The sequence below is a fragment of the Pedobacter sp. Leaf41 genome, assembly GCF_001422545.1.
In the GTDB taxonomy this organism is placed as follows: Bacteria; Bacteroidota; Bacteroidia; order Sphingobacteriales; family Sphingobacteriaceae; genus Pedobacter.
The window spans coordinates 223148-238742 of the sequence record NZ_LMLE01000001.1; the positions used below are offsets into that span (position 1 = coordinate 223148).

The following is a 15595-nucleotide window of genomic DNA, read 5'->3' on the forward strand; positions in this document are numbered from 1 at the left end:
AATGTAACTTGTTAAAAAGTGAAAGTTATTAACATTTCAACGCTTACGGCTTGTTAGGAAACGGAGATATGGCGCCTAAAATTGTTTTGAAAAGCATTTTTTTTCTTTGCTGGTTGCTGTAGTCGCACCACTTATACAAGCTTTTATCTCAAAGTTATTAAGTCTAATACCAGTAAAATAGTAGCCGTATTAGCTTTAAAAATCAATAAAAATATTTCCGTTTCAAAATGTTTGAACCAATTTGGTTTTTTTGGTAAAATACAAAGCTCAAAATAACTCCACTTTGTCTTCAAAGTTGGAGAGAAGGTTGCGGCAAATTAATTTATGGGTAGTTTAAAACCTTTAATAAAATGTACAAAGCCAGGCCAACTTAAGCCCGAAAGTAGCGATTATCCTTTTTTGTTGTAGATTCTTTCCTTTGATCATAAAAAATGACAAAAAAGATAATGCGAATGGCGGGGCTACTTTTACTTAAAAGCATCTGTATTTGCCTTTCAAATGAAAATTAATAAATTAGGACTTAATAGGATTTCGCAGAATTAAATTTTACCATTATTTGAAAGCGATAGCTTGATAAACTGTGATTTTAAATTCCGTAAAATCGATGATTTGAGTGAAACAGGCGGTATCAGAAACTTTTGATGAGAAAACAACTGTTAAATGTACGATTGTATTAAAGTGTATGATGTTTTTACACTTAAAAGTGCCAAAAATTACAATAAAAAAATTAGATTTGCTGTCGCAAAAAAACAAATATCCTAAAATGAGTGCAGTAGAAATAAATAAAGATACTTGGTTAAAATGGTTCGAATCGATGTTGCTTATGCGCAAATTCGAAGAAAAAACAGGCCAATTATACGGACAACAAAAAATTCGTGGCTTTTGTCATTTATACATTGGACAAGAGGCTGTAGTTGCAGGCGCAATATCTGCAATGCAAAAAGGCGATTCGATGATTACTACTTACCGTGATCACGCTCATGCTTTGGCTTTAGGTGTTAGTGCCGATAGCATTATGGCAGAAATGTATGGTAAAGCTACCGGATGCTCAAAAGGTAAAGGTGGTTCTATGCACATGTTTAGCAAAGAACATAATTTTTATGGTGGCCATGCCATTGTTGGAGGTCAGATTCCATTAGGTGCTGGTGTTGCTTTTGCAGAAAAATATAAAGGAACAGATAACGTTAATATTTGTTATATGGGCGATGGTGCGGTGCGCCAGGGTGCATTAAACGAAACTTTTAACATGGCTATGTTGTGGAAATTGCCTGTAATTTTTGTTTGCGAAAACAATGGTTACGCAATGGGTACTTCGGTACAACGTACCACCAACATGACTGATATTTATAAAATTGGTTTAGGTTTTGATATGCCATGTGCTCCGGTTGATGGTATGGATCCAGTTGCAGTACACAACGCAATGGATGAAGCAATTCAACGTGCCCGTAAAGGTGAAGGACCTACGTTCTTAGAAATGAGAACTTACCGTTACCGTGGTCACTCAATGTCTGATCCGGCAAAATACCGTACTAAAGAAGAATTAGAAGATTATAAAGCAAAAGATCCGGTTGAATTGGCAAGAGAAACTATTTTGAAAGAAAAGTATGCTGACCAAGCTTGGATTGAAGAGGTAGAAGCTAAAGTTAAAGCTACGGTAGATCAGGCAGTTAAATTCGCTGAAGAATCTCCTTGGCCGGAAGCATCGGAATTATACAAAGATGTGTATATGACGGAGAACTACCCTTACGTAATGGACTAATTTTAAAAAGATTTCAATTAATTAGATATAATGGCTGATGTAATTAAAATGCCCAAAATGAGCGACACCATGACCGAAGGGGTTTTGGCGAAGTGGCATAAAAAAGTGGGCGATAAAGTGAAAAGCGGCGATGTTTTGGCAGAGGTAGAAACTGACAAAGCAACAATGGACATGGAATCTTATTGGGATGGTACACTTTTATACGTTGGTGTAAAAGAAGGTGAAGCTGTTCCTGTTGATGCTGTTATGGCCGTTATTGGTAAAGAAGGTGAAGATTTTCAGGAAGCGTTAGATGCTGAAAAAGGTGGCGAAGCTCCGAAAACTGAAAGCGCTGAAGCACCAAAGGCTGAAGAGAAAAAAGAAGAAGCTGCCCCTGCTCAAGGTGGTGGTTTAAGCGAGGAAGAATTAGCAGCAAAAGGCGTTACCGTAATTCGTATGCCTTTGCTAAGCGATACCATGACTGAAGGCGTTATTGCTGAATGGCATAAAAAAGTTGGCGACCAGGTTAAAGATGATGATGTTTTAGCGGATGTAGAAACCGATAAGGCAACTATGGAAGTGATGGGTTATGCAACTGGTACTTTATTACACATTGGTGTAGAAAAAGGTGAGGCGGCTAAAGTGAATGGAATTATCGCCATTGTTGGACCGGAAGGAACTGATGTGAGTGGTATTTTAGCGGGCGGTTCTGCTCCGGCTGCAAAAGCTGAAAGCAAAGAAGAAGCTCCGAAAGAAGAAAAACAAGCAACAACAGCTGAAGCAAGTTCATCTGCTCCGGTGGCAGAAAGTTCTTCTGATAGTCGCGTAAAAGCATCGCCTTTGGCTAAGAAAATTGCTAAAGATAAAGGAATCGATTTATCACAAGTTGCTGGTAGTGCAGAAGGTGGCCGTATCATTAAAAAAGATATCGAAAACTATAAACAACCTGCTGCTGCACCGGCGAAATCAGAATCAGCTCCGGCTGCTGCTGAAAAAGTTACTGCTGCTGCTGCGCCAGTGATTCCAACTTTTGTTGGCGAGGTGAAATATACAGAACAACCTGTTTCGCAAATGCGTAAAGTAATTGCAAAACGTTTAGCAGAAAGTTTGTTTACAGCGCCACATTTTTACTTAACCATAAGTATTGATATGGATAACGCAATGGCTGCCCGTACGGCAATCAATGCTGTTGCTCCTGTTAAAGTTTCCTTTAACGATATCGTAATTAAAGCAGTTGCTGTTGCCTTGAAAAAACATCCAGCAGTTAATTCATCATGGGGTGGCGATAAAATCCGTTTCAACGAACATACTAACATTGGTGTTGCTATGGCTGTTGAAGATGGTTTATTAGTGCCCGTAGTTCGTTTTGCTGATGGTAAATCTTTATCGCACATTTCTGCTGAAGTAAAAGATTTTGGTGGTAAAGCAAAAGCTAAGAAATTGCAACCTGCAGATTGGGAAGGATCAACTTTCACAGTTTCTAACTTAGGTATGTTTGGTATTGATGAGTTTACATCAATCATCAACTCTCCTGATGGTGCAATTTTATCTGTTGGTGCTATTCAACAAGTTCCTGTTGTTAAAAACGGTGCTGTTGTTCCTGGTAACGTAATGAAGTTGACTTTAGGTTGCGATCACCGTGTAGTTGATGGTGCAACTGGGGCACAATTCTTACAAACGCTAAAAGGTTTATTAGAAGAGCCGATTAGATTGTTAGCATAATTAGTTTACAGTTTATCATTTTCAGTTTTCGAACTGAGCAATATATTAAAGCCATTCCTTTACGGGAGTGGCTTTTTGATTTGAAAGCATTTCGCCATAAATTCTCCCGCAGATTAAGGTGATTTACGCAGATTTTTGTTTGAAAGTACATCAGTATTTATAGTTCATTAACCTTGCGGAAAATGGAATTTTTGGTGTAGACCGAATTAAAGCTAACAAGAATCCCAATTTTAAACCCGCAAGTTTTAAATAAATTAACACTTGTTTATGGTGAACTGGAGCTAAATTTTCTACTGATTTTACTTCGACAATAATTAATAGGCTAATAATTTCCCACTGATTAACGCTGATTTCGCGGACCAAAACGATTTGTAGCGCATCAAATGTTAACTCTGGTTGCTTATCAAAAAAATCTGCGAGAATCTTTTTGATCTGATTAAAAAGATTTGAGAGGCATCAAATGTTGACTCTGGTTGCGTATAAAAAAAATCTACGAGAATTTTTTTTTGATCTGCAGGAGAAGTTAATAGTAATACGATTATAATTTCCCACTGATTTCCTCGAAAAATCGTAAATTTCATGAGCACAAAAATTAAACCACATAGCCATCCAACAAAATCCTAAACCCTTTCTTCTTTATTTTGTTAATTAACGAAACCCTACAATCATGGACAAAGAAAAATTAATACAAGAGGCCTATCTCGTATCACATACAATTGAAGAAAATGGAAACTTTCCTAACAATGCCAAATTACCTCTAATGATATATAAGGGCGCATTTTTGATTCATCCAGATGACACTGAAGAAGTAATTAAAAAAGTTTTTGCGCAAAATGGCTACACCAACGCCTGGGTTGATGGTATTTTCGATTATCAACATTATCATAGCAATACCCACGAGGTAATAGGTGTTTTTTGCGGTAAAGCGGAGGTTCAGTTTGGAGGCGATCATGGTGTTTGCATCGAACTGGATAAAGGTGATGTTGTCGTTATTCCGGCTGGAGTTGCGCACATGAAATTGAATTCAAGTGAAGATTTTACAGTGGTAGGTGCCTACCCAAATGGCCTTGAATATAACATAAAATATGGTAAGCCTGAAGAACGACCGGAGGCTGATGAAGACATTGCAAAAGTGAAAAATCCAGATAGCGATCCTGTTTATGGTAGCAAGGGTCATTTATTTGAGTGCTGGTATAACCAGAATTGCGCAAATGTTTAAAACTCTTTCTATTTAACCGTCTAAAATTCTTTAATTTTCGGGTTTTAAATACACTATCCTTAATATTAATGAATTTTAGATATTTCTGTTCAGCTTTAGCGCTCTCTGTTACCCTATTTACTGCCTGCAACACCAAAAAATCGGAAGAAAAAAAAGCTGCCGATGCAAAAATCCGTGTAAAGGAAGATGATAAAGCAGATAGCCTTCTAATCGCCTACGACCCTGCCAAAGGTGATAAGTGGATCGCGGATTTTGTACAAAACCTACATAAAAAGTATGGCTTCAATGGAAATATGCTCGTGGCGAAAGATGGCAAAATTCTATACGAAAAAGCAATAGGTTGGGCCGATTATCTGCATCGTGATAGTTTAAAAATATCTTCTGAATTCGAGCTTGCCTCCATCACCAAAACCTTCACCGGAACCGCTATTATGCAACTGGTTGAGGCCGGAAAACTTTCTTTAAATGATAACGTCAAAAAATTCTTCCCAAATTTTCCTTATGATGGAATTACAGTAAAGCTATTGCTTACACATAGAAGTGGAATGATGAATTATGTTTATTTCATTGATGACATCTGGCGTAAGGAAAAACGCAACATGAAGAAAGGGGTGAGTAACCAGGAAGTAATGGATGTGATTGCAGAACGCAAGCCAAATCGTTACGTGAAACCTGATGATCGCTTTCACTATAACAACTCCAATTTTATGGTATTGGGGGCAATTATTGAAAAAGTTACGGGTCAACGTTTCTCTCAATACATGATGGAGCATATTTTCAAACCTGCAGGAATGAAGAATACTCACGTTTACAGTACTACTGAATATGAAAAAATTCCTGTTGATGTAGTCGGGCATGATCGCAATAGCTTTAGATACTCTGTTGCCCAAAACTTTTTAGACGGACCAGTTGGCGACAAGGGAATTTACAGCACTGTTCATGATCTGGTGCTTTATGATAAGTACCTAAAAAATGGAAGGTTACTTAGCAAAAAAAGTACTGACTCATCATATGTTGGTCGCAACAAGCCAGTTAACGGGCACTTTAATTATGGTTATGGATGGCGGATGTTCGATGGGGAAAAGATGGACAAAGTAGTTTATCATACAGGCTGGTGGCACGGTTTCAGACATATCTACGTTCGCGATCTTGACAAAAATATTATTGTAATTTTTCTGGGGAATTTGACCAACGGAAGTTTAATGCATCTTGACGATTTATACAAACATTTAGGCATGCCGATAATCAGAAAAGGTGCCTACCACGGCAACGGCAGCTTGCCAGGAAGCGATGAAGATTAAATAATCTAAACCTCGCAGGTTTCAAAAACCTGCGAGGTTTTTTTATAATAGCGTTCGAAAACAATTTTAGGTAAATTTAACTTATTAATAAAAACAACAAATTATGTTCGATAAATTATTAGCAGCGCAACAAAAAGCGGAAGAAATTAAAAAGCGTTTAGATACTATCTCTGTTTTTGGAGAGGTGGAGAATGGCGCCATAAAGATTACAGCAACCGCAAACAAAGCAATAACAGGCGTTTCAATTAATGAAACATTTTTGGAAAATGCAGATAAAGAAGAGTTAGAAGAATTGTTATTAACGGCAATTAACAAAGCTCTGGCCAATGCCGAAGAGGTTAGTGCTACAGAAATGCAAGCCTCAGCCGCAGATATGTTAGGTGGTTTGGGCGGAATGTTTGGTCAATAGATTAAACTTTTACTCTACTTTTTACTACTTCTAAATTTATATTCACCTTCGATAAACTCGTTATGACATATACTTATTACGGCCAATCTTGTTTTCTTTTAGAGGCAGATGGCAAAAAATTTCTTTTTGATCCTTTTATAAAATCAAACCCTTTAGCGAAAGATATTGATACCTCTAAAATCGAGGCTGACTATATTTTAGTTAGTCATGGCCACGGCGATCACGTTGCAGATTTAGTTGAGCTTGCCAACCAAACCGGTGCAGAGGTGATTGCAATGGTTGAAGTTGCCAAATGGATTAAAGAGCAAGGAATCGAAAAGGTAACTGATATTAATTTTGGTGTTCAGAAGCTTTCTTTTGGTAAACTGCGTACAGTTTGGGCGGTGCATAGCAGTTCAAATCCCGATGGTAGTTACGGTGGCAACCCTGCCGGCTTCGTGTTGGAGTTAGGCGGAAAACAAATCTATTTCGCCGGCGATACAGCACTAACTATTGAAATGAAACTCTTGGCTGACTTGTACAAGTTGGATTATGCCATTTTGCCTATTGGTGGTCATTATACCATGGATGTTGATGATGCGATCATTGCAGCAAAGTACATTAACTGCGATCAAATCATAGGCGTTCATTACAATACTTTTCCCCCAATCAGCATTGATGAGGGCGAGGCTGTATCGAAATTCAAGAGAGAAAGCAAAACCTTATTTTTGCCTAAAGTTGGAGAGACAATAGCGTTGTAAAAGTAGCAAGGCTCAGATTTGCAGATCTTTTATTAAATGGAAATTTGTGGCTTATTTAAATTTTGATAAAATAAAAAAGGGTTCCGATTTTACATCAGGAACCCTTTCAAATTATAAAACTAAACCTAATTCTTTTTAGCGGCAGCTTTGTTTGCTTTGTAACGCATGTCAGCTGTTCCATCTTTTTTTGTTGGACCAACAACTTTCGTTACAGCCTTTGTTTTATTTTCTTTAAAGCGCATATCTGGTGTTCCATCAGCTTTAACTTTTGCAGCGGTGGTAGTCGTTTTAGTTTCTACCTTTTTAGCTTCCGATTTTACACCTGCTTTTACAGGTGCAACAGTGGTTTTTACTTCTTTTTTAACAACTGTTTTAGCCTTAGCTGGCGTTGCTGCTGGTGTTTGTGCAAATGCTGTAGTTAAACCAAATGCTGCGATTGCGATTAAATTCAATAATTTTTTCATGTCTTTAATTTTTTGTTTTACTCGTTTATTTGTTGATATAAAATTGATTAATCGGGATGAAGTTTTAATGAAGATAGGAATAAAATTTCTTAATGTGCAGCAAGCCAATTATCTCCTTCACCAATTTCAACAACGATTGGAACCGTCAATTTAATCGCGTTTGCCATTTTATCTTGGATGATTGCTTTCATCACCTCTTTTTCAGATTTCAATACATCAAACACCAACTCATCATGTACTTGCATGGTCATCGTTGATTGTAGGTTTTGCACTTTCATTTCTTTGTGAATATTGATCATTGCAATCTTAATCATATCGGCGGCAGAACCTTGAATTGGTGCGTTAATGGCATTTCGTTCTGCAAAACCACGTACGGTTTGATTTGCAGAATTAATGTCTCGTAGATAGCGCCGTCTGCCCATTATGGTTTCTACAAAACCATTTTCACGGGCGAAGTTCATCGTATCGCTCATGTAACGCTTGATGCCAGGATATTGAGTAAAATATTGTTCGATAATGTCAGCAGCCTCTTTCCGCGGAATACCTAAGTTCTGCGAAAGTCCGAATGCAGATTGGCCATAGATTATTCCAAAGTTTACGGCCTTTGCGTTTCTACGTTGCGTACTGTCGACTTCTTCAATGCCAATGCCATATACTTTCGCGGCGGTAGCGGTATGGATATCGATATTTTTGCTGAATGCATCGAGCATGTTCTCCTCTTTGCTAATTTCAGCAATAATCCTTAACTCAATTTGCGAATAATCCGCAGAAAGCAGAATGTGGTTTTCATCACGGGCAATAAAAGCCTTCCTTACTTCGCGACCACGTTCTGTACGAATAGGGATGTTTTGTAAATTCGGATTGTTAGAACTCAACCTTCCAGTGGCGGCAACAGCCTGGTTGTATGAGGTATGTACCCTTCCGGTCTTTGGATTTACCATTAAAGGCAAGGCGTCGACATAAGTCGATTTCAATTTTTGCAACTGGCGGAAATCCAGAATATCTTTTACGATGTCGCTTTTGCTTGCTAAGGCGGTAAGTACATCTTCGCCGGTTTGGTACTGACCTGTTTTAGTTTTTTTCGCTTTTGGGTCTAATTGAAGTTTATCGAATAAAACTTCTCCCAATTGTTTCGGAGAGGCTAAATTGAATTTTATCCCTGCTTTATCATAAACATTTTGTTCAAATTTAATGATATCGGTTTCCAGCTCTTTTGAGTAGGCAATAAGGGTGTCAATATCAATCCTTACACCTTCTTTTTCAATATCAGCAAGCACATAAACCAATGGATTTTCAATTTCCTCTGCTAATTTGGCCGCATTTAGTTCTTTCAATTTCGGTTCAAAAATATGGGCCAGCTGCAGCGTTACATCGGCGTCTTCGGCGGCATAATCTACCACATCAATCACTGGAACATCACGCATGGTTAATTGATTTTTACCTTTTGCACCGATTAGTTTGGTAATAGAAATTGGCGAATAACCTAGATAGTTCTCAGAAAGTACATCCATCCCATGTCGCGTGTCCGGATCGATGAGGTAGTGAGCAAGCATGGTATCAAACAATTTTCCTTTCACTTCTACACCATACCATTTCAATACCAGGATATCATATTTAGTATTTTGCCCAATTTTTTCTATCTGCTCATTTTCAAGCACCACCCTAAACTCATCAACTACAGCCTGCGCTTCTTCTCTTACTGCCGAAACGGGAATATAATAGCCAGAGCCTGGTTTTATGGAGAACGATAATCCAACCAGCTCAGCCATATTTGCATCAGTGCCAGTGGTTTCCGTATCAAAAGAAATCCTTTTTTCAGCTAGCAAAAGCTTAATTAAATCTGCTCTTTGCGCTGCCGTTTCCACTAAAACATAATCATGTTCGGTATTTTCAATCGTTTTGGCCGGTAGTTTCTCCGCCGGTTCTTCTTCAATTGTATCGGTATATTGAATCGCTTCGCCAGATTGATTTCCGAAAAGATCAGTTTGTGTTCCTTCCTGAAACCTCGCTGTAGTTACCGAAAATTCATCTCCAAAAACCCGTCGGCCAAGTGTTCTAAACTCTAGTTCGGTAAATAATGGTTCCAATAAATCGCGACTAGGGTCGCAAAGTTCTAAGCTTGCTTCATCTAACTCAACGGGTACATCAAGCTGAATTGTGGCTAATTTTTTTGAAATTAATCCTTGCTCTGCAAAATTCTCCACATTTTCTCGCTGCTTACCTTTGAGTTCATGCGAATGCGCAATAATATTTTCCATCGAGCCATACTGCTTGATGAGTGCTTTCGCAGTTTTTTCACCAATACCAGGGATTCCTGGAATGTTATCAACGGCATCTCCCCATAAACCTAAAATATCGATAACCTGCAGCACATTTTCTATTTCCCATTTGGCTAAAATCTCTTTCACGCCCAAAATTTCCATTCCATTTCCCATACGAGCTGGTTTGTAAATGAAAATATTTTCTGATACCAGTTGTGCAAAGTCCTTATCGGGTGTCATACAAAAAACCTGATAACCTTTTTGTTCTGCTTTTTTGGCCAATGTTCCGATAATATCATCGGCCTCATAACCATCGGAAGTAATTACCGGGATATTAAAGCCGGTAATTAGTTTGATTACAAAAGGCATAGCGGCTGCTAAATCTTCAGGCATAGCCTGCCGATGAGCCTTATAAGCTTCGAAAGAGGTGTGTCTTTCTGTAGGCGCTTCGGTGTCGAAAACCACGGCAATATGTGTTGGTTTTTCTTTCTTTAATACATCAAGCAAAGTATTGGTAAAGCCCATAACGGCCGATGTATTTATTCCTGTGGAGGTAAAACGGGGATTTTTACTCAACGCAAAATGTGCCCGGTACATCAGCGCCATCCCATCTAAAAGAAAGAGTTTTTTATTCATATGATAAAAGTAACCAAAGTTCCCCATAACCGTAAACAGGTTTTTCAACAAAAAACAAATTCTTTTATTGAATTAATGTATTTTCAACATCATCAATAAAAAAACGCTTTATGAAAACATTCCCTACGCTAATTTTTTGTCTGATTATAGGCTTTGCAAAGGCTCAGCTCCCTTCCGATTCGCTAATTACTTACATCACTTTTGAAAATTTGAGAGGCTATAGCAAAGGCTATGGAACGTCGGTAGAAAGGCCAATCGCCACTGGTGCTTTTACTAATCTTGCAGATAGATCTTTATTGAAATTGCGCATGGCCAAATTGGAAAGTTCGTTTAGGTGGCCAAACGGTACTGCAATTGATTTTACAAGTAGATCGAGCACCGCTGGTAAGTCTGGAATTGTAGACCGTTATACCTTAACTAATCCTTCTACCAAAGAGCAGTTGGTGCTGTATGTTGATCCCTACCATAGTGATTCCCTTTATTACATCCCTGAAGGATTGGTGTTAGTAACGAAAGAGATGTTAGCACGGGAAATTGCACCACATTTACTTAAAATTGAAACAATAACTAAAACAGCTGATGTCTTTGTAGATGCGAAGCAGTTAATAAATGAAGAAATGCAGTACCTCAATATGAAGGTAGGAATTGCTTCTTTTGTCGACCGAGAGAATTTAATTAAAGTATTTTCGGATACGCAGGCAGATAATGATTTGAAAAATTTTCTTTTTAATACTTACGTGCTTAATAAATTTTATGCCCTGGGTAAAAATTTCTCGAATGCTAAGGGTTATGCTTATGGAAAAATGAAAGATGCGTTTTTAAACTTCCAGCAAAAACACAGTGATATAAATGCTGGTAACATTAAAATTAACTTGAATTAATACATTTCAATAATTTGTAGCGTTATTTGTGAGAAGCATAGTCACGATGAAAATTTTATTAAGCATTCTTTTATTTCTCTCTGTTGGTACAGGTTCCTTTGCTCAGGATTTCATTCTTAAAAATGATGATGATGTGATCCGTGGTACTATAAAAGGCACCGATTATTTCTCTGTATTGATCAGCGCAAATGACGAAGCTGACGTTATCCTTCCAGCGAAGGATGTAAAGAATTTTTTCTGGAATGGCGATAGCTACCTAAGTAAGGGCTTTGCCAATGGCCGTAATTTTGAATATCGTTTTGTGAAAGTGATTGAATTGGGAACCGTTAACCTTTATGCTTTTGGAGGAGGAACTTTGATGCCACCGACAAAAGATAAAAAAGTAAGGTTTAGGCCTTCAGTGGGTATTGGAACTGGAACAGGAGGCTTTGGAGGCATGGGAATGGGTGGAGGAATCAGTATTGGTGGAGGAAGAAGTGCAGCGCCAGAGCGACTAGCCGGAGCACCTGCTGTGCGTTATTTTATTGAAAAGCCAGGTGCCGGTCCGCTACAGGAAGTACCCATGAAAGCCATTACCGATGAAGATAAAAAAGCAAGCGTTAAAACAATTTTGCTTCAAAAAATCGGAGATAATGAGAGTATGAAAGCTAAAGTGGAGAATAGTGTATCGTTTGATAGTCGCGAAGTAATTGAGTTGATTAAGGAATATAACTCCATAAAAAAGTAGCTGCTCTTATCTGGCGCAACAGTTTAATAAATGATCATTGACCATTCCAGTGGCTTGCATAAAAGCATAACATATGGTGGTTCCAAAAAATTTAAAGCCACGCTTTTTCATGTCTTTGCTAATGGCATCAGATAATTCTGTTCTGGCAGGAACGTCACTCATCGTTTCTATATTATTTTCGATTGGTTTTCCAGCAGAAATAAAACCCCAGATATAGCTTGAGAAGCTCCCAAATTCTTTTTGAATTTCGATAAATAATCTGGCATTCGTAATCGCACCGTTTACCTTTAACTTGTTCCTGATGATTCCCGGATCGTTCAATAGCCGTTCTACATCTTGATTATCAAAAGCTGCTACTTTGCCTACTTCAAAGTTCACGAACGCCTTCCTGTAATTTTCTCTTCTTTTTAGAATTGTAATCCAGCTTAAGCCGGCCTGTGCTCCCTCCAACAGTAAAAACTCGAATAATATTTTATCATCATAAACAGGCTTTCCCCATTCTTCATCATGGTATTTTATGTAAAGTGGGTCGGAAGTTGCCCAGGAACAGCGTGTTTGCAAGTCCTTAGTCTTCAGTCTAGAGTCGTGAGTCATATTACGCGAATTTAGCGGGATTGTTAATCATGAAGTTCAACAATTTACTAATTTCTTCGCATTGCGAATCTAAAGCAGTAAATGTTTCAATAGTTATATATCTGCAGGCCAGTGCAACATCAAGCCAAACTTGTGTTTCACCATTCTCCATGTCAGCATCTGTTAATTTGCTAATGAAATGATTGGGATATCTTCTCTTTTTATATGCTTCTCCAACACTACTACAAACAGATCCTTGATGATCTTCTGATTTGATCAACTAAACTATATTGTTCAGTTTTTGGAAAGTCATTTGTTAACAAGTAGATTTCCATTAACAATGAAAATCCTTTCTTGTAAACGATTAGTTCTCTAAATTTTCCCATGCTATCTTTTTATCTAATATAGCATTTCGAAAAGAGACTAAGGACTATAGACTTAAGACTTCGGACTAATCGAAAGTTCATCCCAATATTCTACCGCTCTTCTATAATGTGGAATAACGATACTGCCACCTACCAAATTAGCGATCATGAAGATTTCGTTCATTTCATCGCTGTTTACGCCTGCATCATAACATTTTCCTAAGTGATATTTTATGCAATCATCGCAGCGCAGAACCATTGAAGCCACCAGACCTAACATTTCTTTGGTTTTGACGTCCAGGGCGCCTTCGGCATAAGAAGTGGTATCCAAAGCGAAGAAACGTTTGATGTTTGTATTGGCAGTTTCCATTATTCTATCGTTCATTTTTTCACGATAGCCGTTAAATTCTTCTACTAACTTTCCCATAATAATTTTTGAATGATTGAATTTTTGAAAGATTAAATTTTGATAATTGGAAATTCCAAATTGGAAATTGAGAGCTAAAACCAGCTATTCCTCTAGGTCCATCGGATTCCAAAATACCTTTTTAAAGTTCACTACCTTATCATTTTTTACTTCCACACCTTCTTTCAACAGCAATTCCTCCATCAGTTCTGGCGGATCGAAATGAAATTTCCCCGTAAGCAAACCACTGCTGTTTACCACCCGGTGTGCGGGTACTTTCGGATGTGCCGTACCGGCATAACTCATGGCATGCCCAACCATTCGAGATGATTTTGCTGCACCTAAACTTTTCGAGATAGCGCCATAAGAAGTCACTCTCCCTTTCGGAATTAAGCGGGCAACCTCATACACCATTTCGTAAAAGTTAGTATCCATTATTCGAATGCAAACTGAATGTAATTGATATTTTTATCGTGAAGCAAATACTTTTTTTCGTAATAAGTTTTAATCGATAATACGTTATCTACTAAACCAGATGTGTACAAATGATCAGTATTTTTATGTACAACCAGGTTTAGTTCCTCCACTTTTTCACAAGTGTAGGCATAAAGCTGGTCGTTATCCGTTTTTAGATTTACCTTGCCGCCTGGTTTTAAAACTGTTTTGTAGCGATTTAGAAACACAGGGTAAGTTAAGCGTTTTTTCTCTCTGCTGTCTTGTGGTTGAGGGTCGGGAAAAGTAATCCAAATTTCGTCGATTTCTCCCTCAGCAAAATAATCCAGCAAGTTCTCGATTTGAATTCTTAAAAACGCAACATTGTCAATTCCTTCTTCAATGGCGGTTTTAGCCCCACGCCAAATGCGGTTGCCTTTATAATCTACACCGATAAAATTTTTTTCAGGAAATAATGTTGCCAAATTTACCGTGTATTCGCCTTTGCCACAAGCCAGCTCCAGTACAACAGGATTTTCATTTTTGAAATGTTCAGCAGCCCATTGGCCTTTAAGCGCTTTCCCTTCCTCTAATTGATATACGTTTGCAAAAGTTTCTATCTCAGCAAAACGTCTAAGTTTATCTTTACCCAAAAGTTTTTTTTCGGCAAATTTACAATTAAAACATTATCCAGAGTTGTTTTTCCTGCCATAATGATTCCTTTTCAGTTTATCAATTGTATTTTTGCAGATTATTTAAAAGCAACACATTGGAAAAGAGCGCTAAAATATACATTGCTGGCCACCGCGGTATGGTTGGTTCGGCAATTCTCCGTAAGCTGGAAGCAGAAGGTTTCAATAATTTAATCACCAGAAGTTCTGCTGAATTAGATTTAAGAAATCAACATGGCGTAACCGAGTTTTTTGATGCGGAAAAACCAGATTATGTATTTCTTGCTGCGGCCAAAGTTGGTGGTATTGTAGCCAACAATACTTACCGAGCAGACTTTTTGTATGAAAACCTAGCCATCCAAAATAATGTGATTCATAGTGCTTATTTAAGTGGTGTTAAGAAGTTGATGTTTCTAGGCTCAAGCTGTATTTATCCGAAATTGGCGCCACAGCCGTTAAAGGAAGATTACCTTTTAACCGGCACATTGGAGCACACCAATGAACCATATGCCATTGCTAAAATTGCAGGGATTAAAATGTGCGATGCGTATCGTGATCAATATGGATGTAATTTCATCTCGGTAATGCCAACGAATCTTTATGGTTATAACGATAACTATCACCCTGAAAATTCACATGTTTTGCCTGCGCTAATCAGGAAAATCCATGAGGCAAAAATTAATGACCATCAAAGCGTTACGGTTTGGGGTTCGGGTACCCCGATGAGAGAGTTTTTATTTGCTGATGATTTAGCTGACGCCTGTTTCTATCTGATGCAAAATTATAGTGAGCCCAACCTGATCAACATTGGCACAGGCCATGATATTACCATAAAAGACTTAGCATTGCTGATAAAAGAGGTGTTACAGTTTGAAGGTGAGCTTGTGTTTGACTCCTCAAAACCTGACGGTACGCCGCGTAAATTAATGGATGTAACTAAACTGCATAATTTAGGCTGGAAGCATAAAATAGAATTAAGAAAGGGGATTGAATTGGCCTACCAAGATTTTCAAAGCAGGTATTAAATCAAGCTATATCTTTTGATAGTTA

Annotated in this window: 18 protein-coding genes; 9 read left to right on the top strand and 9 right to left on the bottom strand. The window is 38.0% G+C overall.

Translation table 11 applies throughout. The features are described 5' to 3' along the window. Positions 1-763: 763 nt before the first annotated feature. Together pdhA and ASE92_RS00995 are read left to right on the top strand one after the other, a co-directional pair. Positions 764-1759, top strand: a complete 996-nt coding sequence (gene pdhA / locus ASE92_RS00990) for a pyruvate dehydrogenase (acetyl-transferring) E1 component subunit alpha (RefSeq protein ID WP_056849234.1) — start codon at positions 764-766, stop codon at positions 1757-1759. Positions 1760-1789: 30 nt separating this feature from the next. Continuing rightward, positions 1790-3460, top strand: coding sequence for a 2-oxo acid dehydrogenase subunit E2 (locus ASE92_RS00995; RefSeq protein WP_056848254.1), 1671 nt, complete (start codon positions 1790-1792; stop codon positions 3458-3460). Positions 3461-3610: 150 nt separating this feature from the next. Here ASE92_RS00995 and ASE92_RS21645 read toward each other — a convergent pair whose 3' ends face one another. Next, a complete protein-coding gene (locus ASE92_RS21645; RefSeq protein ID WP_056848255.1) occupies positions 3611-3823 on the bottom strand; it encodes a GxxExxY protein in 213 nt (70 codons plus the stop codon). A 304-nt stretch (positions 3824-4127) separates the two neighbouring features. On the opposite strand from ASE92_RS21645, the gene ASE92_RS01010 reads away from it, so the two are divergent. The 4 genes from ASE92_RS01010 to ASE92_RS01025 all read left to right on the top strand — a co-directional run bounded on the left by ASE92_RS01010 (position 4128) and on the right by ASE92_RS01025 (position 7129). Further along, positions 4128-4679 carry a cupin domain-containing protein gene (locus tag ASE92_RS01010; protein WP_056848257.1) on the top strand — a complete coding sequence of 184 codons (552 nt, stop codon included), beginning with the start codon at positions 4128-4130 and terminating at the stop codon, positions 4677-4679. Between the two features lie 68 nt (positions 4680-4747). Beyond that, positions 4748-5980, top strand: coding sequence for a serine hydrolase (locus ASE92_RS01015; RefSeq protein ID WP_056848258.1), 1233 nt, complete (start codon positions 4748-4750; stop codon positions 5978-5980). Between the two features lie 103 nt (positions 5981-6083). Beyond that, the gene (locus ASE92_RS01020; RefSeq protein ID WP_056848259.1) at positions 6084-6389 is read left to right on the top strand and encodes a YbaB/EbfC family nucleoid-associated protein; all 306 of its coding nucleotides are present in this window, start codon (positions 6084-6086) and stop codon (positions 6387-6389) included. A 62-nt stretch (positions 6390-6451) separates the two neighbouring features. Then, positions 6452-7129, top strand: coding sequence for a metal-dependent hydrolase (locus ASE92_RS01025; RefSeq protein ID WP_056848260.1), 678 nt, complete (start codon positions 6452-6454; stop codon positions 7127-7129). 125 nt (positions 7130-7254) lie between these two features. Here the strand turns inward: ASE92_RS01025 and ASE92_RS01030 are convergent, their stop codons facing one another. After that, positions 7255-7593, bottom strand: a complete 339-nt coding sequence (locus tag ASE92_RS01030; RefSeq protein WP_056848261.1) for a hypothetical protein — start codon at positions 7591-7593, stop codon at positions 7255-7257. An 89-nt stretch (positions 7594-7682) separates the two neighbouring features. After that, on the bottom strand, positions 7683-10490 hold the full coding sequence (gene polA, locus ASE92_RS01035) for a DNA polymerase I (protein ID WP_056849235.1): 2808 nt from the start codon (positions 10488-10490) through the stop codon (positions 7683-7685). Between the two features lie 110 nt (positions 10491-10600). Here polA and ASE92_RS01040 point away from each other — a divergent pair, with 110 nt between their 5' ends. Next, positions 10601-11371, top strand: coding sequence for a hypothetical protein (locus tag ASE92_RS01040; RefSeq protein ID WP_056848262.1), 771 nt, complete (start codon positions 10601-10603; stop codon positions 11369-11371). A 46-nt stretch (positions 11372-11417) separates the two neighbouring features. After that, a complete protein-coding gene (locus ASE92_RS01045) occupies positions 11418-12098 on the top strand; it encodes a hypothetical protein (RefSeq protein ID WP_056848263.1) in 681 nt (226 codons plus the stop codon). A gap of 6 nt (positions 12099-12104) precedes the next feature. On the opposite strand, the gene ASE92_RS01050 is transcribed toward ASE92_RS01045, so the two are convergent. The 6 genes from ASE92_RS01050 to trmB all read right to left on the bottom strand — a co-directional run bounded on the left by ASE92_RS01050 (position 12105) and on the right by trmB (position 14527). Further along, entirely contained in the window at positions 12105-12692 is a 588-nt protein-coding gene (locus ASE92_RS01050; RefSeq protein WP_056848264.1) for a DNA-3-methyladenine glycosylase I, read from the bottom strand. A 1-nt stretch (position 12693) separates the two neighbouring features. Then, positions 12694-12951: a four helix bundle protein gene (locus ASE92_RS01055; protein WP_255352324.1), complete on the bottom strand. Its 258-nt coding sequence runs from the start codon at positions 12949-12951 to the stop codon at positions 12694-12696. Beyond that, positions 12914-13057 (bottom strand): four helix bundle protein, encoded by a 144-nt coding sequence (locus ASE92_RS21650; protein WP_369817370.1) that lies wholly within the window; start codon positions 13055-13057, stop codon positions 12914-12916. Before ASE92_RS21650 ends, ASE92_RS01055 begins: the two co-directional genes overlap by 38 nt. A 52-nt stretch (positions 13058-13109) precedes the next feature. Continuing rightward, positions 13110-13463: a carboxymuconolactone decarboxylase family protein gene (locus ASE92_RS01060; RefSeq protein ID WP_056848265.1), complete on the bottom strand. Its 354-nt coding sequence runs from the start codon at positions 13461-13463 to the stop codon at positions 13110-13112. An 84-nt stretch (positions 13464-13547) separates the two neighbouring features. Continuing rightward, positions 13548-13877, bottom strand: coding sequence for an MGMT family protein (locus ASE92_RS01065; protein ID WP_056848266.1), 330 nt, complete (start codon positions 13875-13877; stop codon positions 13548-13550). After that, a complete protein-coding gene (gene trmB, locus ASE92_RS01070; protein ID WP_056848267.1) occupies positions 13877-14527 on the bottom strand; it encodes a tRNA (guanosine(46)-N7)-methyltransferase TrmB in 651 nt (216 codons plus the stop codon). The genes ASE92_RS01065 and trmB overlap by 1 nt, the downstream gene beginning before the upstream one ends. 116 nt (positions 14528-14643) lie before the next feature. On the opposite strand from trmB, the gene ASE92_RS01075 reads away from it, so the two are divergent. Continuing rightward, complete coding sequence (locus ASE92_RS01075) at positions 14644-15570, top strand: GDP-L-fucose synthase (protein WP_056848268.1); 927 nt, start codon at positions 14644-14646, stop codon at positions 15568-15570. Positions 15571-15595 lie beyond the last annotated feature (25 nt).